General features: G+C 71.5%; 26 protein-coding genes and 1 pseudogene. 12 read left to right on the forward strand and 15 right to left on the reverse strand.

Translation table 11 applies throughout. The annotated features are described in order from the left end of the window. Nucleotides 1–208: 208 nt before the first annotated feature. Together ACZ56V_RS28580 and ACZ56V_RS28585 are read right to left on the reverse strand one after the other, a co-directional pair. Nucleotides 209–1,327, reverse strand: coding sequence for a C40 family peptidase (locus tag ACZ56V_RS28580; protein WP_467379464.1), 1,119 nt, complete (start codon nt 1,325–1,327; stop codon nt 209–211). A gap of 228 nt (nt 1,328–1,555) precedes the next feature. Beyond that, on the reverse strand, nt 1,556–2,371 hold the full coding sequence (locus ACZ56V_RS28585) for a class I SAM-dependent methyltransferase (protein ID WP_468946190.1): 816 nt from the start codon (nt 2,369–2,371) through the stop codon (nt 1,556–1,558). Nucleotides 2,372–2,624: 253 nt separating this feature from the next. Here ACZ56V_RS28585 and mshA point away from each other — a divergent pair, with 253 nt between their 5' ends. After that, entirely contained in the window at nt 2,625–3,998 is a 1,374-nt protein-coding gene (gene mshA / locus ACZ56V_RS28590; protein ID WP_398914409.1) for a D-inositol-3-phosphate glycosyltransferase, read from the forward strand. Then, entirely contained in the window at nt 3,991–4,503 is a 513-nt protein-coding gene (locus ACZ56V_RS28595) for a type III secretion system chaperone family protein (protein WP_356364899.1), read from the forward strand. The genes mshA and ACZ56V_RS28595 overlap by 8 nt, the downstream gene beginning before the upstream one ends. Nucleotides 4,504–4,520: 17 nt before the next feature. Here ACZ56V_RS28595 and ACZ56V_RS28600 read toward each other — a convergent pair whose 3' ends face one another. Continuing rightward, nucleotides 4,521–5,348 carry an AraC family transcriptional regulator gene (locus tag ACZ56V_RS28600; protein WP_468946195.1) on the reverse strand — a complete coding sequence of 276 codons (828 nt, stop codon included), beginning with the start codon at nt 5,346–5,348 and terminating at the stop codon, nt 4,521–4,523. Between the two features lie 49 nt (nt 5,349–5,397). Here ACZ56V_RS28600 and ACZ56V_RS28605 point away from each other — a divergent pair, with 49 nt between their 5' ends. Then, nucleotides 5,398–5,856: a DUF2000 family protein gene (locus ACZ56V_RS28605; protein ID WP_467379468.1), complete on the forward strand. Its 459-nt coding sequence runs from the start codon at nt 5,398–5,400 to the stop codon at nt 5,854–5,856. Nucleotides 5,857–5,869: 13 nt separating this feature from the next. Here the strand turns inward: ACZ56V_RS28605 and ACZ56V_RS28610 are convergent, their stop codons facing one another. Beyond that, nucleotides 5,870–7,147 (reverse strand): MDR family MFS transporter, encoded by a 1,278-nt coding sequence (locus ACZ56V_RS28610; RefSeq protein WP_467379469.1) that lies wholly within the window; start codon nt 7,145–7,147, stop codon nt 5,870–5,872. A 191-nt stretch (nt 7,148–7,338) separates the two neighbouring features. Here ACZ56V_RS28610 and ACZ56V_RS28615 point away from each other — a divergent pair, with 191 nt between their 5' ends. Continuing rightward, the gene (locus ACZ56V_RS28615) at nt 7,339–8,100 is read left to right on the forward strand and encodes a phosphoglyceromutase (protein ID WP_453830921.1); all 762 of its coding nucleotides are present in this window, start codon (nt 7,339–7,341) and stop codon (nt 8,098–8,100) included. A gap of 70 nt (nt 8,101–8,170) precedes the next feature. Here the strand turns inward: ACZ56V_RS28615 and ACZ56V_RS28620 are convergent, their stop codons facing one another. The 3 genes and pseudogenes from ACZ56V_RS28620 to ACZ56V_RS28630 all read right to left on the reverse strand — a co-directional run bounded on the left by ACZ56V_RS28620 (nt 8,171) and on the right by ACZ56V_RS28630 (nt 10,478). Further along, nucleotides 8,171–8,809: a phosphotransferase gene (locus ACZ56V_RS28620; protein ID WP_468946200.1), complete on the reverse strand. Its 639-nt coding sequence runs from the start codon at nt 8,807–8,809 to the stop codon at nt 8,171–8,173. Nucleotides 8,810–9,033: 224 nt separating this feature from the next. Further along, on the reverse strand, nt 9,034–9,792 hold the full coding sequence (locus ACZ56V_RS28625; protein ID WP_468946202.1) for a DUF6928 family protein: 759 nt from the start codon (nt 9,790–9,792) through the stop codon (nt 9,034–9,036). A gap of 241 nt (nt 9,793–10,033) precedes the next feature. After that, nucleotides 10,034–10,478: pseudogene (locus tag ACZ56V_RS28630) on the reverse strand (ATP-binding protein). A gap of 319 nt (nt 10,479–10,797) precedes the next feature. Between ACZ56V_RS28630 and ACZ56V_RS28635 the strand changes: the two are divergent. Then, nucleotides 10,798–11,556 carry a GntR family transcriptional regulator gene (locus tag ACZ56V_RS28635; protein WP_468946205.1) on the forward strand — a complete coding sequence of 253 codons (759 nt, stop codon included), beginning with the start codon at nt 10,798–10,800 and terminating at the stop codon, nt 11,554–11,556. Nucleotides 11,557–11,823: 267 nt separating this feature from the next. Here the strand turns inward: ACZ56V_RS28635 and ACZ56V_RS28640 are convergent, their stop codons facing one another. Further along, nucleotides 11,824–12,231: a cupin domain-containing protein gene (locus ACZ56V_RS28640; RefSeq protein WP_468946207.1), complete on the reverse strand. Its 408-nt coding sequence runs from the start codon at nt 12,229–12,231 to the stop codon at nt 11,824–11,826. A 107-nt stretch (nt 12,232–12,338) separates the two neighbouring features. On the opposite strand from ACZ56V_RS28640, the gene ACZ56V_RS28645 reads away from it, so the two are divergent. Next, nucleotides 12,339–12,719, forward strand: coding sequence for a VOC family protein (locus ACZ56V_RS28645; protein ID WP_468946210.1), 381 nt, complete (start codon nt 12,339–12,341; stop codon nt 12,717–12,719). Nucleotides 12,720–12,731: 12 nt separating this feature from the next. Here ACZ56V_RS28645 and ACZ56V_RS28650 read toward each other — a convergent pair whose 3' ends face one another. The 6 genes from ACZ56V_RS28650 to phoU all read right to left on the reverse strand — a co-directional run bounded on the left by ACZ56V_RS28650 (nt 12,732) and on the right by phoU (nt 16,965). Further along, entirely contained in the window at nt 12,732–13,601 is an 870-nt protein-coding gene (locus ACZ56V_RS28650) for an AraC family transcriptional regulator (protein ID WP_468946213.1), read from the reverse strand. 71 nt (nt 13,602–13,672) lie between these two features. Continuing rightward, nucleotides 13,673–14,938 carry a lanthionine synthetase LanC family protein gene (locus ACZ56V_RS28655; protein WP_468946216.1) on the reverse strand — a complete coding sequence of 422 codons (1,266 nt, stop codon included), beginning with the start codon at nt 14,936–14,938 and terminating at the stop codon, nt 13,673–13,675. A gap of 48 nt (nt 14,939–14,986) precedes the next feature. Continuing rightward, on the reverse strand, nt 14,987–15,352 hold the full coding sequence (locus ACZ56V_RS28660) for an SCO4225 family membrane protein (RefSeq protein ID WP_467379490.1): 366 nt from the start codon (nt 15,350–15,352) through the stop codon (nt 14,987–14,989). A 155-nt stretch (nt 15,353–15,507) separates the two neighbouring features. Next, nucleotides 15,508–15,756: an SCO4226 family nickel-binding protein gene (locus ACZ56V_RS28665; RefSeq protein ID WP_398914445.1), complete on the reverse strand. Its 249-nt coding sequence runs from the start codon at nt 15,754–15,756 to the stop codon at nt 15,508–15,510. Nucleotides 15,757–15,860: 104 nt separating this feature from the next. Further along, a complete protein-coding gene (locus ACZ56V_RS28670) occupies nt 15,861–16,016 on the reverse strand; it encodes a hypothetical protein (RefSeq protein WP_164883312.1) in 156 nt (51 codons plus the stop codon). Between the two features lie 259 nt (nt 16,017–16,275). Beyond that, nucleotides 16,276–16,965: a phosphate signaling complex protein PhoU gene (gene phoU, locus ACZ56V_RS28675; protein ID WP_398914447.1), complete on the reverse strand. Its 690-nt coding sequence runs from the start codon at nt 16,963–16,965 to the stop codon at nt 16,276–16,278. Nucleotides 16,966–17,177: 212 nt separating this feature from the next. Here phoU and phoR point away from each other — a divergent pair, with 212 nt between their 5' ends. Then, on the forward strand, nt 17,178–18,458 hold the full coding sequence (gene phoR, locus ACZ56V_RS28680) for a two-component system sensor histidine kinase PhoR (RefSeq protein ID WP_398914449.1): 1,281 nt from the start codon (nt 17,178–17,180) through the stop codon (nt 18,456–18,458). Nucleotides 18,459–18,463: 5 nt separating this feature from the next. After that, the gene (phoP, locus tag ACZ56V_RS28685; RefSeq protein ID WP_011029519.1) at nt 18,464–19,135 is read left to right on the forward strand and encodes a two-component system response regulator PhoP; all 672 of its coding nucleotides are present in this window, start codon (nt 18,464–18,466) and stop codon (nt 19,133–19,135) included. A 109-nt stretch (nt 19,136–19,244) separates the two neighbouring features. On the opposite strand, the gene ACZ56V_RS28690 is transcribed toward phoP, so the two are convergent. Next, nucleotides 19,245–19,982, reverse strand: coding sequence for a copper chaperone PCu(A)C domain-containing protein (locus tag ACZ56V_RS28690; protein ID WP_468946222.1), 738 nt, complete (start codon nt 19,980–19,982; stop codon nt 19,245–19,247). 667 nt (nt 19,983–20,649) lie between these two features. On the opposite strand from ACZ56V_RS28690, the gene ACZ56V_RS28695 reads away from it, so the two are divergent. From ACZ56V_RS28695 to cysS, 4 genes are all read left to right on the forward strand, one after another. Next, a complete protein-coding gene (locus tag ACZ56V_RS28695) occupies nt 20,650–21,132 on the forward strand; it encodes a CarD family transcriptional regulator (RefSeq protein WP_003953493.1) in 483 nt (160 codons plus the stop codon). A gap of 305 nt (nt 21,133–21,437) precedes the next feature. Continuing rightward, entirely contained in the window at nt 21,438–22,214 is a 777-nt protein-coding gene (gene ispD / locus ACZ56V_RS28700; RefSeq protein ID WP_398914453.1) for a 2-C-methyl-D-erythritol 4-phosphate cytidylyltransferase, read from the forward strand. Then, nucleotides 22,204–22,716, forward strand: a complete 513-nt coding sequence (gene ispF / locus ACZ56V_RS28705) for a 2-C-methyl-D-erythritol 2,4-cyclodiphosphate synthase (RefSeq protein WP_398914454.1) — start codon at nt 22,204–22,206, stop codon at nt 22,714–22,716. Before ispD ends, ispF begins: the two co-directional genes overlap by 11 nt. A gap of 190 nt (nt 22,717–22,906) precedes the next feature. After that, a complete protein-coding gene (gene cysS, locus ACZ56V_RS28710; protein ID WP_467379493.1) occupies nt 22,907–24,307 on the forward strand; it encodes a cysteine--tRNA ligase in 1,401 nt (466 codons plus the stop codon). The last annotated feature ends 28 nt before the right edge of the window (nt 24,308–24,335 follow it).

A 24,335-nucleotide genomic window follows, 5' to 3' on the forward strand; every position in this document is an offset into this window, starting at 1 on the left:
GGGGACCATAGCGGGTGACGGCGCCGCTGCGGAATGGTCCAGAACACGTCGGGCGGCCATCGGCCACTGTCATATGCCGCGTAACCCCCCGCAGTTGGACACCTCGCCCGGGGACCCGGGATGACGAACGTCACGCGGGGCGGGGGCCGGGCGTGGACTGGGTCACGTGGTGCGCCTCACGCGCCCGGCGCGGGGCGCGTGGCCCGCGTCACCCCTTGGGCGCGGGCGTCTGCTCCGGGGCCGTGTCCGGCCGGACCACGCCGAGGATCGGCATCGAGCCCGCGCCGGCGATGGTGATGGAGCGCCCGGGGCGCGGAGCGTGCACTACGGAGCCGTCACCGACGTACATGCCGACGTGGCTGGCGTCGTCGAAGTAGATGATCAGGTCGCCGGGGCGCATGTCCTCGATGTCGACGTGCCTGAGCTGCTTCCACTGCTGCTGCGAGGTGCGGGGGATCGCCCGCCCGGCCGACACCCAGGCCTGCGAGGTCAGGCCGGAGCAGTCGTAGGACTTCGGGCCCTCGGCGCCCCACTGGTACGGCTTGCCGATCTGGGCGGTGGCGTACTCGACCGCCTTGCGGCCCCGCTCGGTCGCCTCGGTGCCGAGGTCCTTGAGGATGCCGGAGTCGAGCCAGGCGGTCTGGGCCTTGGCCTGGGCCTCCCGCTCCAGCCGGGCGAGGCGCTCCTTCTCCTCCTTCTCCAGCTCGGACTCCAGCTTCTCGGCCGCCGCGATCTGCTTCTCGATCTTCTTCTGGGCGGTGGCCTTGGCCTTGCGGTTCGCCTCCAGCTCCGTCATGCGGGCGGAGGCGTCCGCCGCGTAGGTCTTCAGGTCCTCCTGGGCGCGGGCCAGCTCGCCGAGCAGGCCCTTGGTGGCCCGGTGGCCCTGGATCACCCGGCCGGTGCCGTCGAGGAAGTCCTCGGGGTCGTCGCTCAGGACCAGCTTGGCCCCGTCGGGCAGGCCGCCGGTGCGGTACTGGGCGCGGGCCGCGGCCCCGGCGCGGTCCTTCAGCCCGTCCAGCTTCTCCTGGCCCTTGACGATCTTCTTGGCCAGCTCGACGATCTCGGCGTTCTGCTGCTCGGCCTTCTCCTCGGCGGCGTTGTACTCCTCCGTGGCCGAGGCCGCCGCGCGGTAGAGCTTGTCGAGCTTCTTGCGTACGGCTTCCAGGTCCCTGTCGGGCGTGGCGGCCGGGGCGCCGGCCGACGCCGACGGTGCGGGCGACGACGAGGGGCCCGGGTCCGCGAACGCCGTGCCCGGTGCCGCCAGCACGGTGATCGCGCAGACCACGGTCACGGCAGCGGTCGTCAAGCCGCGTGTCCCCGTACGCATACCTCGCCCCCAAACTGATTAACCGTCAGTAACATAGGTCGCTCGGGGGATCGTGCCACGTCGGCGCGGAAAGCGACAGAGGTCGTGCTTTCCTCCCGCTTCCTCGCGATTGCTTCTCGTCGATTGCTTCTCTTCGGTTGCTTCCCGTCGACTGCTCCCCGTGATGTGTGACGAACGCCGCACGGAGATCGTTCCGCGTCCGTCCGCGTCCGTGCCGGCGCCGCCGGTTCACGCGCGGGGCGCCAACGCCTCCCACCGCACCGTCACTTCGCCCTGCCGCCACCGCACCGGCCCGTCCGTCACCGGCCAGTCGGCCGTCAGGTCCCGCACGGCCCGCATCCAGCGCTGCCGGGCGCCGTAGGAGGCGTAGGGCGCGGCGGCGGCCCAGGCGCGGTCGAAGTCGCGCAGGAAGGCGTGCACGGGCTCGCCGGGGACATTGCGGTGGATGAGCGCCTTAGGCAGCCGTTCGGCCAGGTCGGAGGGGAGGGCCAGCGAGCCGAGCCGGGTCGCGAAGGTGACCGTGCGCGGCCCCTCGGACCCGAGCGCCACCCACACGTGCCGGCGCCCGATCTCGTCGCACGTCCCCTCGACCAGGAGCCCGCCGCGCGAGTGCTCCGACGCCGGCGCGAGCCGCGCGCACAGCCGCCGCCAGACGGCGGCCACCTCGTCCTCGTCGTACTGGCGCAGCACGTTCGCCGCGCGGATCAGCAGCGGCGGCCGGGAGACGGGGACCTCGAAGCCGCCGTGCCGGAAATCGAGCCCCGCGCGCGCGTACGGCCGGGCCGCCGCCACCCGTGCCGGGTCGATCTCGACACCGACCACGCGCGCGTGGGGCGCGACCGTGCGCAGGCGGTGCAGCAGCTCGACGGCGGTCCAGGGGGCCGCGCCGTAACCGAGGTCGACGGCGACGGGCTCGGCGGCGCGACGCAGTTCGGCGCCGTGCACGGCCGCGATCCAGCGGTCCATGCGGCGCAGCCGGTTGGGATTCGTCGTCCCGCGCGTGACCGTGCCCACGGGGCGGGGAGCGGTGGCGCGGGGCGGCATGACTACGAGGGTATGCGGTCGGCCGTGCGGCATTCGTCCGCGGCATGGTGGTACCCGCGCACCACGGCAGGGCGCCCGTCGCCACCGGCCTCGGCCGGGACCCGACCAGGGCTCGAACGGTTGAGCGATACGCGGTAATGATTCGGCAAAGGCCGGAAAACCGGAATGGAGCACCGCCCGTCCGGTGTTCCCACCCCTTGGAGGGCAACCCAGGTCCTCCGACCGGCATGCCCGCAGCGAGGAGGAACGGCTCGTGAGCCAGTACGTCAGCAGGCTCGGGCGTCGCTCACCGGCGGCCTCCCCGCGGCTCCGGCTGCTGCGCAGGCCCCGCCGCGTCGCCATGCTCTCCGTGCACACCTCACCGCTCCACCAGCCCGGCACCGGCGACGCCGGAGGCATGAACGTCTACATCGTCGAGCTGGCGCAGCGCCTCGCGGCGATCAACATCGAGGTCGAGATCTTCACCCGGGCGACCACCGCCGCCCTCCCGCCCGCCGTCGAGCTGGCCCCCGGCGTCCTCGTCCGGCACGTCGACGCGGGCCCGTACGAGGGACTGGCCAAGGAGGACCTGCCCGCCCAGCTCTGCGCCTTCACCCACGGCGTGATGCAGGCCTGGGCCGGCCACCGCCCCGGCCACTACGACCTGGTGCACTCCCACTACTGGCTCTCCGGCCACGTCGGCTGGCTCGCCGCCCAGCGCTGGGGCGCGCCCCTGGTGCACGCCATGCACACCATGGCCAAGGTCAAGAACGCCAACCTGGCCGAGGGCGACACACCCGAACCGGCCGCCCGCGTCATCGGCGAGACCCAGATCGTCGCCGCCTCCGACCGGCTGATCGCCAACACGGCCGAGGAGGCCGACGAACTCGTCCGCCACTACGCCGCCGACCCCGACAAGGTCGCCGTCGTCCACCCCGGGGTGAACCTCGAACGGTTCCGCCCCTTCCCCAAGGGCTCCGTACCCGGCCCGGGACAGCACGGGAACGCCCGCGCCGCCGCCCGGGCCCGTCTCGGCCTGCCCCAGGACGCGCTGATCCCGCTCTTCGCGGGCCGCATACAGCCCCTGAAGGCGCCGGACATCCTGCTGCGCGCCGTCGCCGTGCTCCTCGACGAGCGCCCCGAGCTGCGCTCCCGCATCGTCGTGCCCGTCGTCGGCGGCCCCAGCGGCAGCGGCCTCGCCAAGCCGGAGGGGCTGCAGAAGCTCGCCGCGCGGCTCGGCATCGCCGACGTCGTGCGCTTCCGCCCGCCCGTCGACCAGGAACAGCTCGCCGACTGGTTCCGGGCCGCGTCCGTGCTGGTCATGCCGTCCTACAGCGAGTCCTTCGGCCTGGTCGCCATCGAGGCCCAGGCGGCCGGTACGCCGGTGCTCGCCGCCGCGGTGGGCGGCCTCCCGGTCGCGGTGCGCGACGGGGTCACCGGCCGCCTCGTCGACGGCCACGACCCGGCCGCGTACGCGCGCGTACTGCGCGATTTCGCCGACAACCCCGAGCTGACGCCCCGCATGGGCGACGCCGCGGCCCGGCACGCCCAGTCCTTCGGCTGGGACAGCGCCGCCGCCACCACCGCCGACGTCTACACGGCCGCGATCCAGTCGCACCGCCGTCGCGTACGCTCGCACCATGGCTGAGGCACCGCAGCAGAAGGCAGCTCAGGTCCTGGAGGGGGCGCTGAAGGACGCCGACCTGGAGTGGGAGAGTCCCGAACCCGGCAACTACGTCGTCAAGCTCCCCGGCACCCGCAAGCTGTCGACGACCGTCTCCCTCCTCCTCGGCCGGCACTCGCTCTCCCTCAACGCCTTCGTCATCCGCCACCCCGACGAGAACGAACCGGCCGTCCACCGCTGGCTGCTGGAACGCAACCTCAAGCTCTACGGCATCGGGTACGCCGTCGACCGCCTCGGCGACATCTACCTCACCGCGAAACTCCCCCTGGCCGCCGTCACCCCCGACGAGATCGACCGCCTCCTCGGCCAGGTCCTCGAAGCCGCCGACGGCGCCTTCAACACCCTGCTGGAGCTGGGCTTCGCCTCCGCCATCCGCAAGGAGCACGCGTGGCGGACCTCGCGCGGGGAGTCGACGCGGAACCTGGAGGCGTTCCAGCACCTGATCGAGCGCCCCCGCTCCGGCGACTGATCCCGCCCCGGACCGGATCAGCCGCGGGCGCCGCTCGCCCGGTACCGCCCCGGAGTGACCCCCACCAACCGCTTGAAGTGCCGGGTCAGATGGGCCTGGTCGTAGAAACCGGTGGCAGCGGCCACATCCGCCGGGGACCGTCCGGCGAGCAGCAGCCGCCGGGCCCGGTCGACCCGGCGGGACATCAGGTACTGGTGCGGCGCGATGCCGTAGGCGCCGCTGAACGCCCGTACCAGATGCGCCGGATGGGCGGGCACGAGCGCGGCCGCCTCCTCCAGCCCGATCCCCGGGACGACCCGCTCGTCGAGCAACTCCCGCAGTCGCCGGGCGAGTACGGGGTCCCGGCGCGCGGGGTCCCGGTCGCCCCCGGGGCGCAGATGGGTGCGCAGCCGCTCGCCGATCAGTGTCAGCCGGCTCTCCGCCTCCAGCTCGTCGCCGGGCAGCGCGAGCGCGGCGTGCAGCTGCCCGACCCGCCGCCGCAGCACCGGATCACGCAGGTCGGGCGCGTCCACGGCCGGTCCGATCAGCTCGTCGCCCAGCCGGGAGGCGTCCAGGTACAGGACGCGCTTGCGGAAGCCGTCCGGTGTCGCCGGGGAGCCGTTGTGCGGCACGTGCGGCGGCAGCAGCGACACCGTGTCGTGCGGGGTGCCGTGCTCGTGCCGGTCCAGGTCGTACCGTACGGCGCCGTCGTCGACGATGAGCAGCGTCCAGGCATCGTGGACGTGCATCGGATAGGCGTACTCGGTGTAGTGGGCGTGGAAGACCTCGACGACGCCCGGGACACGGGGGCGCCAGGCGGAGACGTTCCGCCGGTCCTTCCCCTGGTCGTCGCGCTGGCGGGCCATGCAAAAAACGTACAAGACCGGGCGGGGTGCGGGTCGGCAGTCTCACCGTATGAGCACGCACGAAGCAGCCCCCGAGGCTCCCGAGGCCGAGACCCCCGTCCGCTTCGACACCAAGATCGCCGTACTGCTGCGCGAGGACCTGGAGACCTGGCAGCGCCTCAACGTCACGGCCTTCCTGGTCAGCGGCCTGGGCCGGCAGTTCCCCGAGGTGATCGGGGAGCCCTACGAGGACGCGGACGCCGTCGGCTACCTGCCGATGTTCCGCCAGCCGGTGCTGGTCTTCGAGGGCACCAAGGAGACCCTGACCACTGCCCACGCGCGTGCGCTGTCGCGCGCCCTGCCCCGCGCCCTCTTCACGTCCGACCTCTTCACCACGGGCAACGACCGCGACAACCGGGCGGCGGTACGGGCCGTGGCGACGGCGGACCTGGACCTGGTGGGCCTCGCGGTGTACGGCCCGAAGAACGCGGTGGACAAGGTGCTGAAGGGGGCGCGGATGCACCCGTGAGCGCGCGGCGGGATCAGACGGCGCCGGCGTCGACCCGGGGCGCGGGGGCGGCGGACGTCTCCCGGGCGACCGGTGTCTCGTCGTCCGGCAGGCCCCGCATGAGCCACCCGTACCCGGCCGCCGCCACCGTGCCGACCACGGCGCAGATGCCCCACAGCCACTCGGCGCCCCAGTGGTCGATGACGAACCCGGACATCAGCGGGGCGACGAGGGCGGCGACCGACCAGGACATGGTGTACATGCCCTGGTAGCGCCCGCGCCCGTGCACGGGGGAGAGGCGGACGACGAGCCCGGTCTGGGTCGGCGCGTTGACGATCTCGGCCAGCGTCCACACGCACACGGTGAGGGCGAAGACGCCGACCGACCCGGCGAAGGCGGTGAGCCCGAAGCCGTACCCGGCCAGCAGCGACGAGCCGACGAGCAGCAGCCGTGGATCGCGGTGCTCGATGAACCGCGTGACGGGGATCTGCAGGACGACGATCAGGAAACCGTTGACAGCGATCGCGATCCCGAAGTCCGCGGGCGTGAACCCGGCCTCGCCCATGGCGACGGGCAGCCCCAGATACCCCTGCTGGAAGATCACGGCGACGAGGAAGGACAGCCCGACGACGCTCATGTACCGCCCGTCGCGCAGCACGGTGAACAGGGAGACGGCCGGTTCCTTGCCGCCCGGGACGTCGGCGGTCTTCTCCTGCGAGGGCCGTGACTCGGGCAGCTTCACGAAGACGAGGACGGCGCAGACGAGCGTCATCCCGGCCTCGATCAGGAACCCGGCGAGATAGCTGACCTCGGCGATGAACCCGGCCGCCATGGAGGAGATCGCGAAGCCGAGGTTGATCGCCCAGTAGTTGAGCGAGAACGCCCGGATACGGTCCTCGGGCCGCACGATGTCCGCCATCATCGCCTGCACCGCAGGCCGGGAGGCGTTGCTCGCCATGCCGACCAGGAAGGCGACGGCGGCGATGGCCACCGGGTCCCGCATGAAGCCGAGCAGCGCGACGGACACGGCCGTGGAGGCCTGCGCGACGAGCAGCGTCGGCCGCCGCCCCAGCCGGTCGGTCATCACCCCGGCGCCCAGCGACGACACGACCCCGCCGAGCCCGTGCAGGGCGGCGACCAGACCGGCGTACGAGGCGGAGTAGCCGCGGTCGATGGTGAGGTACAGCGCCATGAAGGTGGCGACGAAGGCACCGAGCCGGTTGACCAGGGTGCTGGTCCACAGCCACCAGAACTCGCGGGGGAGCCCGGAGACGGATTCGCGTGCGGCACGTCTGAGTCCGGCGACTGACATAGGTTTCCCCCCGAGGTGTCTGTGTCTGTGTCTGTGGCTGAGGCCGAGGCTGTGGATGTAAGCGGCTGACGCGGCGATCACAACTTACAAACGCCACCGATGCGGGGCTACTCGATTAACACTTTCCGTCAACCGTCCGCGCTTCGGGCGCCCCGCGCGGCCGGTGAGGGGCGTCGATTAGGCTCGGAAGCATGGCCGACGCACCGTACAAGCTGATCCTCCTCCGCCACGGCGAGAGCGAGTGGAACGAGAAGAACCTGTTCACCGGCTGGGTGGACGTCAACCTCACCCCGAAGGGCGAGAAGGAGGCGACGCGCGGCGGCGAGCTGCTCAAGGACGCCGGCCTGCTGCCCGACGTGGTCCACACGTCCGTCCAGAAGCGCGCGATCCGCACGGCCCAGCTCGCGCTGGAGGCCGCCGACCGCCACTGGATCCCGGTCCACCGCCACTGGCGCCTGAACGAGCGCCACTACGGCGCCCTCCAGGGCAAGGACAAGGCCCAGACCCTGGCCGAGTTCGGCGAGGAGCAGTTCATGCTGTGGCGCCGCTCCTACGACACCCCGCCGCCGCCCCTGGACCGCGACGCCGAGTACTCCCAGTTCAACGACGCCCGCTACGCGACGCTCCCGCCCGAGCTGCGCCCGCAGACGGAGTGCCTCAAGGACGTCGTCGGCCGCATGCTGCCGTACTGGTTCGACAGCATCGTCCCCGACCTTCTCACCGGCCGCACGGTCCTGGTCGCGGCCCACGGCAACTCGCTGCGCGCCCTGGTCAAGCACCTCGACGGCATCTCCGACGCCGACATCGCGGGCCTGAACATCCCGACGGGCATCCCGCTGTCCTACGAACTCGACGCCGAGTTCAAGCCGCTGAACCCGGGCGGCACGTACCTGGACCCGGACGCGGCCGCGGCCGCGATCGAGGCCGTGAAGAACCAGGGCAAGAAGAAGTAAGCGCCCGCGAGTAGGCCCCCTGCCTGCGGGTTCTCCGCCGGACAGGGGGTTTCTTGCTGTCCTTGGGGCCTCACCGGGCCCGGGCCGCCCCGTCGGCGATCATGAGGTGCCAGACCTCTTCCGCCCGCTGCCGCAGAGCGGGGAGGAGTTCCACGTTGTCTCCGCGTTGGGCGCTCTGCAGGAGTTCGGTGATGACTGCCAGCTCCGCGAAGCGCCCGTCCTCACTGTCGAGGACGGCGGAGAGTTCCCGGCGGACACGTTCGGCGGTCTCCGGCATGCCGATGCTGTAAGCGTGCAGCAGTGCGGCGTCGTACCCGGCCGGGGCGGTGCCCCAGCCCTCCCAGTCAAGGATGCCGAGTTCAGGTCCGGTCAGATTGGCCCAGTGCAGGTCGCCGTGTGCGGTGGACCATGAGGAAGGCGCAGTGGGGACGGGCCCGTCGAGGAAGGCGAGGTAGTGCGGCATGGCACGGTCCAGGTATGCCTGACGTACGGCCGTACGGTCAGTGTGGACGGTCGAGAGACTGGCTAGGGCTGTGCGCAGGTCGCTCCACCAGGGTGCCGCCAGGGGAGGGTCGGCAGTGAGGAGCGCAGGGGTGGGCGAGATGGTTTCGCCGACGGCGTGGTCGTACAACTCCGCCTTGTACGCGTTTCCACCCTCCACCCACTGCCGTACGAGACGTAGACCAGGGCGCGGCACCTGCCGGGGCACCAGCCGTTCGGCGTCTTCCGGCCCCGTCCACAATCTGCCGGTCGCCGATCGCCGGCGCCCTCACGCAACCGGCTGAGGCGAACCTTGGCCCTCCTGAGTGTCTAGCTGCGTGACAACGCCGACGCACACCCGCGAACAAACGTGGACGCCTGCGGAGCATCCATCCAGGTAGGAGCCCCCCAGGCAACCCCACCCAAGTTGCTTCGGGACGAAGAGGTCATGGGCTAAAGGCCGTCGCGCTCGACCAGTGAGCCGTCAGGGCTCAGTGTGTAGAAGTGCGGTGGATCCATGTCCTTCGCAACTTCGCGCAGGTTCGCTTCCTCCTCGGCGGGATCGGGCCCGTGCGGCTCTCGCACGTGAAATCCGTACAGCTCGATGGCGTCCGCGTCGATGTCGTCGGGCTCGGGACGGCCTTCGTGTACGAACCCGCAGAGCGCTCGCAGCGCGTCCTCGCCCAGCTCCAAGGGGTGGAAGGGCAGGGAATAGGGCTCTTCCTCCTTCCCGGGCCAGGGAACGATGTCGGCCGGGCGGTCGCCGGCCCAGTAGGGCAGTTCGAAGGGGAGCGGTTCGCCGATGCTCTCGATGATGCCGCTGTCCGGCGACAGGCTCAGGGAGCGGACGAGGTGACCGTCCTCCCACACGGCGAACGCCAGCCAGTCCACGACGCTGTGCATGGCGTGGAGGACGAGCCGTCGGCCGGCGCTCGCCGCCACGACGTGTTCCGGAAGCCGGGAAGGGGCGTCGATCATCACTTTCTGATCCCCGATGACCTCCACGCCCGGCCAGCTCGCTGCGCACGCCGTTCCCTCCGGCGGGTACACGCCGTCCCAGAGATTCGTGCCCTCGCACTGCTCGATCTCCCGGCCCGGGTAGAGCCGCTGCATCATGGCGACCGTCCGGTCGAGGTCCGCGGCCCCCACGCGCCGCAACAACCCCGGCACGTCGCCGTCCGCATACACCAGCAGCCCCGTCTTGGCTCCCAAAATCCCTCCCCAGAGCGTTACGCCTAATAGTGGGCGCACCTTAGCCGCGCGCGCTGACAAGGCGGCTCAACCTGCCTACCCGGCTGGGCTGTCTGACGCTGCTCGGCAGTGGCCAGTAACGACCAACGACGACCACCAGGCGCACAGGGCCCACCGCGTACGAGCGGGAAATCCGAGTCGGTAAGCCCTCGTCCCCGTCCATGCGGTGCATCGCGGGGACAGGGCCTACTGGTGTGCCGTATCAGGACGACGGCGGCCAGGCATCGGTCATCGTGAAGGCGACGACCGTTCCGCCGAAGGTGCTGGGACCGGAGTGCCACGAGTCGGCGATGGAGTCGACCAGCAGGAGTCCACGCCCGTGTGCGTCGCTGGCGTCGGGACACCTCAGCCGCACGCTCTCCGGGAGTCCCGAATTGTGCACCTCGACCCGGAGCGAGGCCCCCAGGCGGAACCACTCCACCCGGACGAGCCAGGGTGCGTCCGACTTGCCGTGTACGACGGGCGTTGGTCACCAGCTCCGAGAGCAGCAGGACACAGTCGTCGACCGAACAGATCGGTTGGTAGGGAGCGAGGAACTTCCGGAACCAGCGGCGGGCCCGGGGCACGGACTCGGCGACGGGGTGCAGCGTCATCGCGCCGATGCGCGGCGGCTCCTCAGACGGACAACGGTCGATCGCGTAGGACACCCGTACTCACTCCCCGCCGCTCAGGCCGCAAAGTGGGTGATGCCGCTTCCCTCTGTCCGTGCTGGCGAGCTTCCGAATTGGCACCTTCTCCTTCTCCGCTGACACCACGGCAGCCGAAGGACTGATCCCGTACGACGGCATACAGCACCCCTCATCCAGAAAGTCTCGCGACATCTCTAGACAGGTACTGTGGCCAACATCTCTAGAGACGTCAAGTTGCCTTACCCGAAGCGCCCTTGGGGGCCCCGGCGCTACTCGCAGCGAGCGAGGCCCCAACCTGTGGCCTAAGGTGTCTAGAGAAGGAGAGGAGGCCCACGGGATGGCCAACGCCGGAGACGACCGACGGCCCAAGTACCAGCGGATCGCCGACACCCTGCGCGAAGCGATCCGGTCGGGCGAGTACGGTCCCGGTGATCGACTCCCGGGGGAGAACGACCTCATGGCCACGCATGGTGTGGCCCGCATGACGGCCCGCCAGGCCTTGAGCGTCCTCAGGGACGAAGGCGTCGCCGAGGCCCGTAAGGGCGCCGGCGTGTTCGTCAGGGAGTTCCGGCCGCTCCGTCGTCGGGGCATCCAGCGTCTGGCTCACCAGGAGTGGGGCAACGGCCGGTCCATCTGGTCGACCGATATCGAGAACCGCTCACTCCAGGTGGACCAGGTCACGGTGTCCGAGGAAGCCGCGCCCGACGGCGTCGGTGCGGTCCTGGACCTGGCCGACGAGGAGACGGTGTGCGTGCGGCGCCGACGCTTCGTCCTGGACGGCAAGCCCGTGCTGCTCGCGACGAGCTACCTGCCCACGTCATTGGTCACTGGGTCTGCGATCACGCAGGAGGACACCGGGCCTGGTGGGACGTACGCCAGGCTCGCCGAACTCGGCTGCAAGCCGGTGCACTTCCGCGAAGAGGTCCGCTCCCGCATGCCGTCGCAGGACGAGGCGGCCCAGCTGGCCATGTCCGCGGGCACCCCGGTCATGCTCATCTGCCGCACCGCGTTCACGGACGAAGACCGCCCGGTCGAGATCAACGAGATGACGCTGGACGCCGCCTCGTACATCCTGGAGTACGGCTTCGACGCCTGAGCCCTGGGTGCTCGCGACCGGAAGAGAGCGCCTCAGTCGACCGTAGCCACGGTCACGGTGTCCGTGGCCCCCCGGTGCGCGGTCGGCTCTGGCAGGTCATCCATTGGCCATCGACGAAGCCCGACCGTCGGTTAGGTCCCGGACGTATCTCCGGGCCGCCCCCAGACAGGCCGGGGATGCAACCATTCCTCACAGAGCAGGAACCCTCGGAAGCCGACCGCGCGCTTGAGAGATTAAGGGCCGCCACTGACAACGTGTGTGTGGCTGCTACCCGTTGCAGGTCCCGGCGTCCTGGGTGCCGGGATCGGCCTCGTTGGCGACCGCGTACCCGGGCACTGACGGCCACCGCACCGTCAGCACCACGGACTCCTCCTCCGCGTACCAGGAGTGGTCGACGCCCCTGCCCCACACGACGTAGTCGCCCTGCTCGGCGAGGACGACGCTGCGGCCGGGGAAGTCCACCCGGAAGCGGCCGCTGATGAGGACCTGCAAGGCGGTGCGGTCTTCGCCGGTGACCCAGTGGGCGCGCTCGTCCCCCTTCGGGTGGACGCCCCACTTGATCTCCACGTCCTCGCTGTGCCGGGGGTCGGAGGCGTCCTTGAAGTGCCCCAGCAGCCAGCCCCGGTCCAGTGCCGCGTCCTTGCCCGCGTTGCCCACGTACACGCTGTCCGTCATGGTCCCGGAAGCTAGCAGGGAAAATCCGTAGCCCCGGTCCGCCTCTCCAGATACGGTCGCCAGCGCGTTCGTACCCGTGCTTCCCAGGCTGAGAGCAGGTTTCGTTCATGGCGTGTCGGATCAGTGAGCTGGTGCTCGGTTGTCGCGATCCCGAGGCGCTGGCGCGGTTCTGGTGCGAGGTGCTGGACTTCGTCGTGCTGGACCGCGAGGGGAACGAGTTCTTCGAGATCGGGCCGCGTGAGGGGTTCGGCGGACCGCAGCCGACGATCATCCTCAGTCGCCGGGACGAGCCGGAGCCCGGCAAGACCCGGCTGCACATCGACGTCAACGCCACCGACCGGGACCAGGACGCCGAGCTGGAGCGCCTCCTGAAGCTCGGGGCGCGCCGGGCCGACATCGGGCAGACCGGCGAGGAGTCGTGGCACGTCCTCGCCGATCCCGAGGGTAATGAGTTCTGCCTGCTCAGGACACGGCTCAACCCCCTCTGAGCGTCCGGAAACTCAGGCCGGTTCCACCGGGAGCCACAGTTCCGTCGTCGCCGTCGTGAAGTCGTCCGCGCGGTCCAGGACCGAGACGATCGACGGGCCGGGGCGCAGGCGCCACGGGTTGGAGGGGAACCACTCGGACGCGGTGGCCGCCCAGGTGGTCTGGAGGGCGTCCGGGTAGGGGCCCGAGCTGCGGAAGACCGCCCACGTGCCGGCCGGTACCTCGATGGCGTCGAGGTCGTCGGGGGCCGGAGTGCCGGCGGAGACCGCGACGCCGTGCAGGTAGGTCAGCTCGGTGCCCTCCGCACTGTCCTGGGCCACGTCGTCGCTGACCTGGAGCAGGCCGGCCGGTTCCGTGTCGCTGAGGGACTTCAGGCGGGCGTGGGCCTCCTGGGGGAGCGCGGCGATGTGCCGCTGGATGTGCGGGTTGACGCCCTCGTGGATGAGCGGGACGCGGGTCGCGTGTCCGATCAGGCGGAAGGCGGGGCGGTCGGTGAAACGGGTGTCCATGGAGGTGCTCCCCTCGACGGTCAGGCGGAACCTGAGCTGCGGTTGTGACCGAAGGGGGCCTCCCGCGCGGCGCACGTCGCGCGGCGCGGCGCCGTGAACCGACCGGAACGCGCGTCCGAACGCCTCCGTGGAGCCGTATCCGTACCGGACGGCGATGCCCAGCAGGTCGTCCCCGCCCCGTACGACGTCGGCGGCGGCGACGGTCATACGGCGCCGGCGGACGTACTCCGACAGCGGCATGCCCGCCAGCGACGAGAACATCCGGCGCAGGTGGTACTCGGTCGTGCCGAGCCCCGCGGCCAGCGCGGGGACGTCCGGTTCCTCGCCGAGGTGGTCCTCGACCAGGTCGACCAGCCGGTTCAGTGCCGAGATCATGGGGCCTCCCTTCGGCATCCACCGTGGCAGGGGGCGCACCGGCGGCGCCCGATCGCTCCGGTCCGGTTCGGTCAGGCGGGCGGCGACACCGGGGGCTGGTCCGGCCACGTGAACGCGTACCCGGGGTCGCCCCCGCGGGCCAGGCGTACGTAGCGGAGCAGTTCGCGGACGATGCCCGCGTTGCCCATCGCCCAGCCGGCCCGCGGTTCGAGGCCGGTCGGGGTGGACCGGAAGTCCACGTTGGACCAGCGGGTGCCCGCGCCGTCCCGGATCGCGCGGGCGGTCAGGTCCGTGACCAGGACGTCGGCGAAGTCGAAGGCGTCGCGCTGCTCGGCGATCCGGTCGCAGGCCAGGGCCAGGACGCCCGCGGTGCCGCAGCAGCGGCCGTTGTTGTCCCAGAAGCCGGGGCGCAGCCGCCGGGGGAGGCCGGAGTGGGTGACCGTGTGCCAGCAGCGGTCGGCCAGGGCGGTCCAGGCGGGGTCGGCGGTGATGTCCCGCAGGGTGCGGAAGAGCTGGGCGTCGCCGGAGGGGCCGTGGCACCAGCCGTAGCTGACCGGGTCGATCAGGTCCGGGAGGAACTGGGGGGTGGAGTGCGGGGCCAGGAATCCGTCGGGGCCCGCGGAGTCCCGGGCCACGACGTCGGCCGCGGCGGACAGCGCCAGGTCGAGCAGGTCCCCGCGGCCGGTGGCCCCGCCGACCCGGGCGAGGGCCAGGGCGATGCCGAGGGTGCCGTGCGAGACGTGGTGCAGGCGGGAGTCGGTGTCCGGGCGGTGGGGCCAGTGGACGCCGTTCGCGGTCCGCTCCGCCGTACGCAGGTACGGCTCCACTGCCAGGACGGCCAGGTCGGGGTCGCCGCACAGGAGGGCGCCCAGGCCGATGCCCGCGTTGCCGCCCATCAGCTCGAACAGCTCGCCCCAGCGGGTGCCGTCGAAGCGGGAGCGGACGAGGCGCAGGGCGCGGTCCGCCGCCTCCGCCGAGGCCGTGTCGCCCAGGGAGTCGTGGACGGATCGAAGGACCAGGGCCAGTCCGGTGCGGCCGAAGTACAGGGAGTCGTCGTCCAGGTCGTCGACGCGGGCGGCCAGGTCGCGGGCCGCGCGCAGGGCGGTGTCGGCGTACGCGTCGTCGCCGAAGTGCCGCCATGCCTCCAGGAGTACGGGGATGGTGCCCGCCGTGCCGTTGTAGAGCATCGGTTCGACGGCGTCCTCCGAGGGCCTGGTCGGCCAGGCGAGGCCGCCGTCGGGGGTCTCCCGCGCCACCCCCGTCAGCCACCGCAGCCCGTCCACCGCGATGTCCTCGACCTCGTCGACCGCCACGACCGTGGTTCCTGGTGCCGTCATGGGGTCACTCTCGCACCCGGGCTCTCCGGGCCCCAGTGTGCGTCGGGGTCAGTTCGCCGTCGTCAGGTGATGCGTGCGATCTCCCCGGCGTCCCCGCAGCGTCCGCCACACCGCCCCCAGGGCCAGCGACTGGACCAGCGCCGAGAGCGCGATGCCGCCGACGAAGAACCACGTCGGGGCGTCGCCGCCCCAGCCCGCCTCGCCGAGCCAGGCCACGAAGCCGAAGGCCGGGAAGGTGAACAGGGCCGGCCAGACCCAGATGAAGGAGGCGTCGGGGCCGGTCGCGAAGAGAGGCCCCGCCGCGGCGACGGCCATCGCGCCGCCGACCAGGGCGAGGTAGGCCGCCGAGACGCGGTTGGCGACGGTCAGGCGGGTCAGGGTGCGTATCCGGGTGGTGCGGGTGGTCTTCGTCATCGGGTCTCGGGCTCCCCGTGCTCGTCGTCTTCGTCCGGCTTCCTGTCTCCAGGGTCGGGCGGGAGCGGGGCCGGGACCTGAGTACCCGTACTCAAGTCGCGGGACGCGATACCTGCCGGGAAGCCCGGCCCGCCCCTGAGGGAGCCCTGCCCGGCTTATACCGACAGGGGGACTTCGTGGATCTCGTCCGCCTTGTGGCCCGCCCGTTCGTGCACACGCTGGACCGCCTCGGCCGACGGCCCCTCGGAGAGGCAGTAGATCGTGCCGGAGACCGGGTCCGCCCACGCCTGTTCGAAGTGGACGTTCTCGTCCTTCTCCAGAGAGAGGTCGGCCTGGTGGGCCTGGTGCAGCTGGTCCGAGGTGATGCCGTGCATCCCACGGTGTACGTCCATGAAATGAGTCATGGTGCCTCGCACCCCCTTCAGGGTCTTTCTTACAGGGTGCGCCCGTGTGACGGCCGGGGCGAACCCGGCCGTCACACCACCGTTCACAGCCTGCCGCTACCGCGTCAGCCGCACTGGCAGGGGCTGCCCGACTGGCAGCCGCAGCCGCAGCCCGAGCCGCAGCCGCAGGCGGCGATCAGCGGGAGGCTGCGGATCTCGGTGGGCTGCTCGGTGGGGCGTTCCTGTGCGGGGTCGGGCTTCGTGCTGGGGGAATCGGCCATGGTTCCTCCTGGAAGCGGGTGCCGGGGACCCGGGCGTGTGGGTCCATTGCACGCCCCCAACGGCCGTCGCATCAACGGCGCACGGAAGCGAACGTGCGCTCCATTGCGCCGTTGACGCGCGCGGGCCTCAGGCCCCTCGGACCCTCAGGACCTCGGCCCCTCAGGCCCCTCCGACCCTCAGGACCTCAGCCCTTCAGGCCCCTCCGACCCTCAGGACCTCGGCCCCTCAGGCCCCTCCGACCCTCAGGACCTCAGCCCTTCAGGCCCCCTCGACCTGTGTCGCCGGCTGGATGTCCGACTGGAGGTCGTCCGCGTGCTCGCCGGTGACCAGGTAGACCACCCTCTTGGCGACCGCCACCGCGTGGTCGGCGTAGCGCTCGTAGTAGCGGCCCAGGAGGGTGACGTCGACCGCCGTCTCGATGCCGTGCTTCCAGCGGTCGTCCATCAGGTGCTGGAAGAGGGTGCGGTGCAGGAGGTCCATCGCGTCGTCGTCCTGCTCCAGCTGGAGGGCCAGGTCGACGTCCTTGGTGATGATCACCTCGGCGGCCTTCGCCATCAGGCGCTGCGCGAGCTGGCCCATCTCCAGGATGGTGGCGTGCAGGTCGTGCGGCACCGCGCGCTCCGGGTAGCGCAGCCGGGCCAGCTTGGCCACGTGCTGGGCCAGGTCGCCCGAACGCTCCAGGTCGGCCGACATCCGCAGCGACGTGACGACGATGCGCAGGTCCGTCGCCACCGGCTGCTGCCGGGCCAGCAGGGTTATCGCCCGGGCCTCCAGCTCGTGCTGGAGGGCGTCGACCTTCCGGTCCGCCTCGATGACGGCCTCCGCCAGCTTCAGGTCGGAGTCGAGGATCGCGGTCGTGGCGCGTCCGATGGCCGACCCGACCAGCCGGGCCATCTCCACCAGACCGTCACCGATCGAATCAAGTTCCTCGTGGTACGCGTCCCGCATCAGGATTCCCTCTCGTACGTGTTGTTCGGGGGCTCGCAGACCGGCTCGCGCCCCCGCCGTGCCCCACGCTTACACGTTCCGGCCTGTACGCGTCCGTTTCCGGCACCCCAAATGAACCGTCCCTGGCTCCAAGGTGAACTCTGGGCGACGAGTGTTCGAGGTCGCACCCCGATGGCTGGGGCGGGACGGTTCGGCGTGCCTAACCTGGAGCCATGGACGTGAACGCGGCGGTCGCCGCAGTGGCAGCGATCGCCGGAGTACTCACCGGCGTCATCGCCGTGCTGGCGTTCCGCTGGAGCGAGCGGGAGCAGAAGCGCCCCACCCGCACCTCGCTCCACACGGACCCCGTGCTGCCGCCCGGTGTCGACACCGTCCTGTCCGTACTGCGCTCCTCCGCGGTCGTCCTCGACGAGGCCGACGCGGTGGTGAAGGCCAGCTCGGCGGCGTACGCCCTCGGCCTGGTCCGGGGCGGCAAGCTCGCCGTCGAGCCGATGCTGCAGATGGCCAGGGACACCCGGCGGGACGGCGAGATACGGCAGGTCGAGCTGGACCTGCCCCGGCGCGGGAACGGGCGGGGGGAGGCCCTCGCCGTCTCCGCACGCGTCGCGCCCCTCGGGTCGCGGCTGGTGCTGCTGCTGGTCGAGGACCTCACCGAGGCCCGCCGCATCGAGGCCGTACGGCGCGACTTCGTCGCCAATGTGAGCCACGAGCTGAAGACACCGGTGGGGGCGCTCTCGCTGCTGTCCGAGGCCGTGATGGACGCGGCGGACGACCCGGAGGCCGTCGAGCGGTTCGCCGGGCGGATGCAGATCGAGGCGACCCGGCTCACCAACCTCGTGCAGGAGCTCATCGACCTCTCCCGGGTCCAGAACGACGACCCCCTCGACGACGCCGAGCCCGTCCGGGTGGACGAGCTGGTCGCCGAGGCCATCGACCGCTGCCGGCACGCGGCCGGCACCAAGCAGATCACCATGGCCGCCGGAGGAACGGCGGATCTGCACGTACGCGGCAACCGCGGCCAGCTCGCCGCCGCCCTCGGCAACCTCGTGGAGAACGCCGTCAACTACTCGCCGGCCCGCACCCGCGTCGGCATAGCCGCCCGCCGTGTCGCCGCCCCCGGCGGCGACCTGATCGAGATCGCCGTGACCGACCAGGGCATCGGCATCTCGGAGAAGGACAAGGAGCGCGTCTTCGAGCGCTTCTACCGCGTCGATCCGGCCCGCTCACGGGCCACCGGAGGCACCGGTCTGGGTCTCGCGATCGTCAAGCACGTGGTCGCCTCGCACGGCGGGGAGGTCACGGTGTGGAGCGCCGAAGGCCAGGGCTCCACCTTCACCCTGCGACTGCCGGAGGCGGGCCTGGCCCGCGACCGCGTGCAGCGGGGGTCCGACCGCGCCGGGCTCAGCGACGAGACCGAGCGGTCGTCCGCAACCCCCCAATCCCCCCATACATCCCCGTACGAAACGTTTCCCGCCCCGGAGGTCCTTCCGTGACCCGTGTGCTCGTCGTCGAGGACGAGGAGTCCTTCTCCGACGCCCTGTCGTACATGCTCCGCAAGGAGGGCTTCGAGGTCGCCATCGCGACCACCGGCCCCGACGGACTCGACGAGTTCGAGCGCAATGGCGCCGACCTCGTGCTCCTCGACCTGATGCTGCCCGGCCTGCCGGGCACCGAGGTCTGCCGCCAGCTGCGCGGCCGCTCGAACGTTCCCGTGATCATGGTGACCGCCAAGGACAGCGAGATCGACAAGGTCGTCGGCCTGGAGATAGGGGCCGACGACTACGTCACCAAGCCCTTCTCCTCCCGCGAGCTGGTCGCCCGCATCCGTGCCGTACTGCGCCGGCGCGGCGAGCCGGAGGAGGTCGCCCCCGCCGCCCTGGAGGCCGGGCCCGTCCGCATGGACGTGGACCGGCACGTGGTGACCGTCGGCGGCACCAAGGTCGACCTGCCGCTGAAGGAGTTCGACCTGCTGGAGATGCTGCTGCGCAACGCCGGCCGCGTGCTGACCCGCATGCAGCTGATCGACCGGGTGTGGGGCGCCGACTACGTCGGTGACACCAAGACCCTCGACGTCCACGTCAAGCGGCTGCGCGCCAAGATCGAGCCCGACCCGGGCGCGCCGCGGTACCTGGTGACGGTGCGCGGGCTGGGCTACAAGTTCGAGCCGTAGGCCGGCCCACCGGCCGGGTGGCCGGGCCGGTCCGCCGGACACGGCGAAGGGCGGGACCTCACGGAGAGGTCCCGCCCTTCGGTCGTACGCCAGTGCGTCCGTACGGTGCTCAGTGGCCGGCTTCGGTGCCGGTGCTGGACTCCTGGGAGGTGCCGTCGGTCTCCGTTCCGGTCCCGTTCGCCTCACCGGAGGGCTCGCCGGTGGACCCGCCCGCCCCGGCCGTCCCGCCGTCCGCCGGGGCGCCCGAGGACTCCCCGTCGGCCGGCTCGCCCGAGGTCTGCGCGGAGGCTTCCCCGGACGGCTGCGCGGAGGCGCCCGGGGCCGCCGGGGTCTCGCTCGGGCCCCAGTCGGAGAAGTAGCTCTTGGCGGGGACGACGAACGCGCGCAGGCTCACGGCGCCGGTCTCGCTGAAGTTGAAGGTGATCTTCTGCGCGTTGCCGTCCTTGATCGCCTCACGGCTGCTGGGCAGGACGGCGGCGGCGTTGTCCTTGCCGCCGAGGATCAGGGAGCCGCCGGCCGGGACGGTCAGGCCGCCCTTCCGGCCCTTGGCGGGCTTCAGCTCGGCGGACTTGTCGGTGCCGGCCACGGTGACCGACTCGAGGGTCTGGTCCTTGTCGCCGCCGTTGAAGAGGGTGGCGGAGACCACGGCCGGGCCGGTCGACTCCAGGTCGGGCTGGGTGATGACGACCGCGTTCTGGATCTTGATGTGGCCCACGGACGTCGCGGCGTTGTCCGGCTTGATCTCCAGCGTCTGGGCGTTGTGACCGGCGCCGCACGCGGCGAGCGAGGCGATCGAGAACGCGATGGCGGCGGCGGCGAGGGCACCGCGTCGAAGGCTGCTGCTCACGGCGGCGGCAACTCCTTGGACTCGAGCGGGGTGGCGGCAACGGATAAAGCCGCCCTAAGTGGCTGTCAGCGGCCTTAGGCTACCGAGCCGTTCTCGGGCCGCCGCACCCGACCCTCCCCGAAGACCTCCCGCTTCGCTCGGCAGGCGGTAGGCCCCGGGCGCGGTCGGAGTGCCGTCCCGGCGGGGTCCGGGCGCCGGTCCGTGTTGTTCCGGAGGGCCGTTTAGCGGCTCGTACTCGTCCGACATTCAGCTATGAAGCCCTCCGCCATACAGGTCGCGGATCGGCAGGCGAAATTTCCGTGAAGGAATGCGTGGGGTGGCCGGGAATTGATCACCGGCGGGCCGGCCGGGGTGCCTCGTGATCAATTCCGGATTCGGCCGGAACCCCGACGCGGCCACCGAACGGAGTAGCGGAAGTCGCACACGCGGAACCGGACATATCGGGATCTTCGGGCAGGTGGCGGGGGCTCCGGATGTGTGTGACGTGCGTGTTTCGCCCGGCCTGAAGAGCCGCTCCGACCTGCGAATACTTTCTTCCGGCGGCCCGGCGCAGCACGTTCCTGTCGCTGTTGTCAAGCCCCGAGATATGCCCTGACCTGCGAAAACGCCATTCAGAAGACGCCGTTTCCGTGTTACCCTGGATAGCCACGGAAGGGGTACCTGTCACATGACGTTCAAGGTTGGCGACACCGTGGTCTATCCCCATCACGGGGCCGCGCTGATCGAGGCTATCGAAACTCGCCAGATCAAAGGCGTGGACAAGACCTACTTGGTGCTGAAGGTCGCCCAGGGCGACCTGACGGTACGTGTGCCAGCGGACAATGCGGAGTTCGTCGGCGTGCGTGATGTGGTCGGTCAGGACGGGCTGGACCGGGTCTTCGAAGTACTGCGCGCGCCGTACGCCGAAGAGCCCACGAACTGGTCGCGTCGTTACAAGGCAAACCTGGAGAAGCTCGCCTCCGGCGACGTCATCAAGGTCGCGGAAGTCGTACGCGATCTGTGGCGCCGGGAGCGCGAGCGCGGACTCTCCGCAGGTGAGAAGCGCATGCTCGCCAAGGCCCGCCAGATCCTGGTGAGCGAGCTCGCTCTCGCGGAGAACACCAACGAGGACAAGGCGGAGGCCCTGCTCGACGAGGTGCTCGCCTCCTGACCTGAGGCGAGGCGCAGACCGTCAGCCACTCGGTTCAGCGCACTGAAATGCCGCGGTGCCCGATGACATCCTTGCTGTCGCCGGGCGCTGCGGCATGTTCGTACCCGCACACGGTTTCCGGCATCCTGACGTCCGGATGCCGGTGATCCTCGTACGCTCATCCCGGGAGGTTTCCCCGGGCCCTGGCGTGCCGGGCCCGGGCTGCTGGCTCGACCAGGGTCACGGAAGGGTCCGGTCAAGGCATCGCGCCCGGCACGGTGAGGCCATACCCAACTAGGTCGAGCACACAAACCTGACAGGAACCGATGTCTGACGAATCGCGTCCCTCACCCATCGAGACGCCTGCCGCGGACCGTCCGCACCCCAGGACCGCCGCCGTGATTCCGGCCGCGGGCCGGGGCGTACGGCTCGGTCCGGGCGCCCCCAAGGCCCTGCGCGCGCTGGGTGGCACGCCCATGCTCATCCACGCGGTCCGGGCGATGGCAGCCTCCCGCGGGGTCTCCCTCGTGGTGGTCGTCGCCCCGCCCGACGGCGCGGGTGAGGTCAAGAGCCTTCTGGACGCGCACGCGCTGCCCGAGAGGACGGACTTCCTCGTGGTGCCCGGCGGCGAGACGCGGCAGGAGTCCGTACGGCTCGGCCTGGACGCACTGCCGCCCGAGTACGACATCGTCCTGGTGCACGACGCCGCCCGGCCGCTGGTGCCGGTGGACACGGTGGACGCGGTGATCGACGCCGTACGGGAGGGCGCGCCCGCCGTGGTGCCGGCGGTGCCGCTCGCCGACACCGTCAAGCAGGTCGAGCCCGCCGCGGTGCCGGGCGAGCCGGAGCCCGTGGTGGCGACGCCGGAGCGGGCGCGGCTGCGCGCGGTGCAGACCCCGCAGGGATTCGACCGGGCGACGCTGGTGCGGGCCCACGGGACGGTGACCGACGACGTCACCGACGACGCGAGCATGGTCGAGCAGCTCGGGCTCGCGGTGGTGGTGGTGCCGGGGCACGAGGAGGCGTTCAAGGTGACGCGCCCGCTCGACCTGGTGCTCGCCGAGGCGGTGCTGGCGCGCAGGAGGCTGAACGATGGGTTCTGAGGGTTCCGGGACGGACGGGCTCCCCCTGCTGCCGCGGGTCGGGATCGGTACGGACATCCACGCCTTCGAGGACGGGCGTGAACTGTGGTGCGCCGGGCTGAAGTGGGAGGGCGAGGGGACCGGGCTGGCCGGGCACTCCGACGCGGACGTCGTCGCCCACGCGGCGTGCAACGCGCTGTTCTCGGCGGCGGGGGTCGGGGACCTGGGGCAGCACTTCGGTACCGGGCGGCCGGAGTGGTCCGGGGCGTCCGGGGTGACGCTGCTGACGGAGGCGGCGCGGATCGTGCGGGCGGCCGGGTTCCGGATCGGGAACGTCGCGGTGCAGGTGGTCGGGGCGCGCCCGAAGATCGGCAAGCGGCGGGACGAGGCGGAGGCGGTGCTCTCCGGGGCGGTGGGGGCGCCGGTGTCGGTGTCGGGGGCGACGACGGACGGGCTCGGGTTCCCCGGGCGGGGGGAAGGGCTGATGGCGGTGGCCACGGCGTTGGTCGTGCGGGTGCCCTAGCCGGGCGGGGGCGGTGTGAGCGGTGCCGTCGGGGGACGCGCCGTGCGGGGCTCCGCCCCGCGCCCCGCCAGGGGCTCCGCCCCTGGACCCCGCCTGTGCCCACCCGCCACCCGACTCGGTTGGGCAAGAGGTGGGCACCAACGTCGACTCTGTGCCCTTGGCACTGCTCGGCGCCTACTACCCTGGACCCGTGACTATTCGCCTGTACGACACCAGCGCCCGGCAGATCCGTGACTTCGCCCCCCTCACGCCGGGCTGCGTCTCGATCTACCTGTGTGGCGCCACCGTGCAGGCCGCCCCGCACATCGGGCACATCCGGTCGGGGCTGAACTTCGACATCATGCGCCGCTGGTTCGCCTACCGCGGCTACGACGTCACGTTCATCCGCAACGTCACCGACGTCGACGACAAGATCATCAAGAAGTCGGCCGAGCAGAACCGCCCCTGGTGGTCCATCGGGTACGAGAACGAGCGGGCGTTCAACGACGCCTACGCCGCCCTCGGCTGCCTGCCGCCCACCTACGAGCCGCGCGCCACCGGCCACATCACCGAGATGGTCGAGATGATGCGCGGCCTCATCGAGCGCGGGCACGCCTACGAGGCCGAGGGCAACGTCTACTTCGACGTACGGTCCCTGCCGGGCTACCTGTCGCTGTCCAACCAGGACCTCGACGACCTGCGTCAGCCCTCCGAGGACGGCGAGACCGGCAAGCGGGACCCGCGGGACTTCGCCATGTGGAAGGCGGCCAAGCCCGGGGAGCCCAGCTGGGAGACGCCGTGGGGGCGGGGACGGCCCGGCTGGCACCTGGAGTGCTCCGCCATGGCCCACAAGTACCTGGGCGAGGAGTTCGACATCCACGGCGGCGGGATCGACCTGATCTTCCCGCACCACGAGAACGAGATCGCCCAGGCCCGCGGCTTCGGCGACGCCTTCGCCCGGTACTGGGTGCACAACGCCTGGGTCACCATGAGCGGCGAGAAGATGTCCAAGTCGCTCGGCAACAGCGTGCTCGTGAGCGAGATGGTCAAGCAGTGGCGGCCGGTCGTGCTGCGCTACTACCTCGGCACCCCGCACTACCGCTCGACCATCGAGTACAGCGAGGAGTCCCTGCGCGAGGCCGAGTCGGCGTACGCGCGGATCGAGGGCTTCGTGCAGCGCGTCACCGAGCTGGCCGGCCACACCGTCGAGCCCGCCGCCGAGGTGCCGCCCGCCTTCGCCGAGGCGATGGACGACGACCTGGGCGTCCCGCAGGCGCTGGCGATCGTGCACACCACCGTCCGGCAGGGCAACAGCGCGCTGGCCGCCGACGACAAGGACGCGGCCGTCGCCCGGCTCGCCGAGGTGCGGGCCATGCTCGGCGTCCTCGGCCTGGACCCGCTGGACGCGCGGTGGGCGGGCGAGCAGGAACAGGGCGAGGACCTGCGGCACGTCGTCGACAGCCTCGTACGGCTCGTCCTCGACCAGCGCGAGGCCGCGCGGGCCCGGAAGGACTGGGCCACCGCCGACGCCATCCGCGACCAGCTCGGACAGTCCGGACTGGCCATCGAGGACAGCCCGCAGGGACCCCGCTGGAGCCTCGGCCCCCGCTGACCCGGCGGGCCGGCGGGACCCGGACCCG

This window comes from Streptomyces sp. NPDC034099 (assembly GCF_055575415.1).

Excerpts from the sequence above, each read along its gene's own strand:
- ACZ56V_RS28580 (WP_467379464.1), bottom strand. The coding sequence starts at position 1,327 with ATGCGTACGGGGACACGCGGCTTGACGACCGCTGCCGTGACCGTGGTC.
- ACZ56V_RS28585 (WP_468946190.1), bottom strand. The coding sequence starts at position 2,371 with ATGCCGCCCCGCGCCACCGCTCCCCGCCCCGTGGGCACGGTCACGCGC.
- ACZ56V_RS28595 (WP_356364899.1), top strand. The coding sequence starts at position 3,991 with ATGGCTGAGGCACCGCAGCAGAAGGCAGCTCAGGTCCTGGAGGGGGCG.
- ACZ56V_RS28600 (WP_468946195.1), bottom strand. The coding sequence starts at position 5,348 with ATGGCCCGCCAGCGCGACGACCAGGGGAAGGACCGGCGGAACGTCTCC.
- ACZ56V_RS28605 (WP_467379468.1), top strand. The coding sequence starts at position 5,398 with ATGAGCACGCACGAAGCAGCCCCCGAGGCTCCCGAGGCCGAGACCCCC.
- ACZ56V_RS28610 (WP_467379469.1), bottom strand. The coding sequence starts at position 7,147 with ATGTCAGTCGCCGGACTCAGACGTGCCGCACGCGAATCCGTCTCCGGG.
- ACZ56V_RS28615 (WP_453830921.1), top strand. The coding sequence starts at position 7,339 with ATGGCCGACGCACCGTACAAGCTGATCCTCCTCCGCCACGGCGAGAGC.
- ACZ56V_RS28635 (WP_468946205.1), top strand. The coding sequence starts at position 10,798 with ATGGCCAACGCCGGAGACGACCGACGGCCCAAGTACCAGCGGATCGCC.
- ACZ56V_RS28640 (WP_468946207.1), bottom strand. The coding sequence starts at position 12,231 with ATGACGGACAGCGTGTACGTGGGCAACGCGGGCAAGGACGCGGCACTG.
- ACZ56V_RS28645 (WP_468946210.1), top strand. The coding sequence starts at position 12,339 with ATGGCGTGTCGGATCAGTGAGCTGGTGCTCGGTTGTCGCGATCCCGAG.
- ACZ56V_RS28650 (WP_468946213.1), bottom strand. The coding sequence starts at position 13,601 with ATGATCTCGGCACTGAACCGGCTGGTCGACCTGGTCGAGGACCACCTC.
- ACZ56V_RS28655 (WP_468946216.1), bottom strand. The coding sequence starts at position 14,938 with ATGACGGCACCAGGAACCACGGTCGTGGCGGTCGACGAGGTCGAGGAC.
- ACZ56V_RS28660 (WP_467379490.1), bottom strand. The coding sequence starts at position 15,352 with ATGACGAAGACCACCCGCACCACCCGGATACGCACCCTGACCCGCCTG.
- ACZ56V_RS28665 (WP_398914445.1), bottom strand. The coding sequence starts at position 15,756 with ATGACTCATTTCATGGACGTACACCGTGGGATGCACGGCATCACCTCG.
- ACZ56V_RS28670 (WP_164883312.1), bottom strand. The coding sequence starts at position 16,016 with ATGGCCGATTCCCCCAGCACGAAGCCCGACCCCGCACAGGAACGCCCC.
- phoU (WP_398914447.1), bottom strand. The coding sequence starts at position 16,965 with ATGCGGGACGCGTACCACGAGGAACTTGATTCGATCGGTGACGGTCTG.
- phoR (WP_398914449.1), top strand. The coding sequence starts at position 17,178 with ATGGACGTGAACGCGGCGGTCGCCGCAGTGGCAGCGATCGCCGGAGTA.
- ACZ56V_RS28695 (WP_003953493.1), top strand. The coding sequence starts at position 20,650 with ATGACGTTCAAGGTTGGCGACACCGTGGTCTATCCCCATCACGGGGCC.
- ispD (WP_398914453.1), top strand. The coding sequence starts at position 21,438 with ATGTCTGACGAATCGCGTCCCTCACCCATCGAGACGCCTGCCGCGGAC.
- ispF (WP_398914454.1), top strand. The coding sequence starts at position 22,204 with ATGGGTTCTGAGGGTTCCGGGACGGACGGGCTCCCCCTGCTGCCGCGG.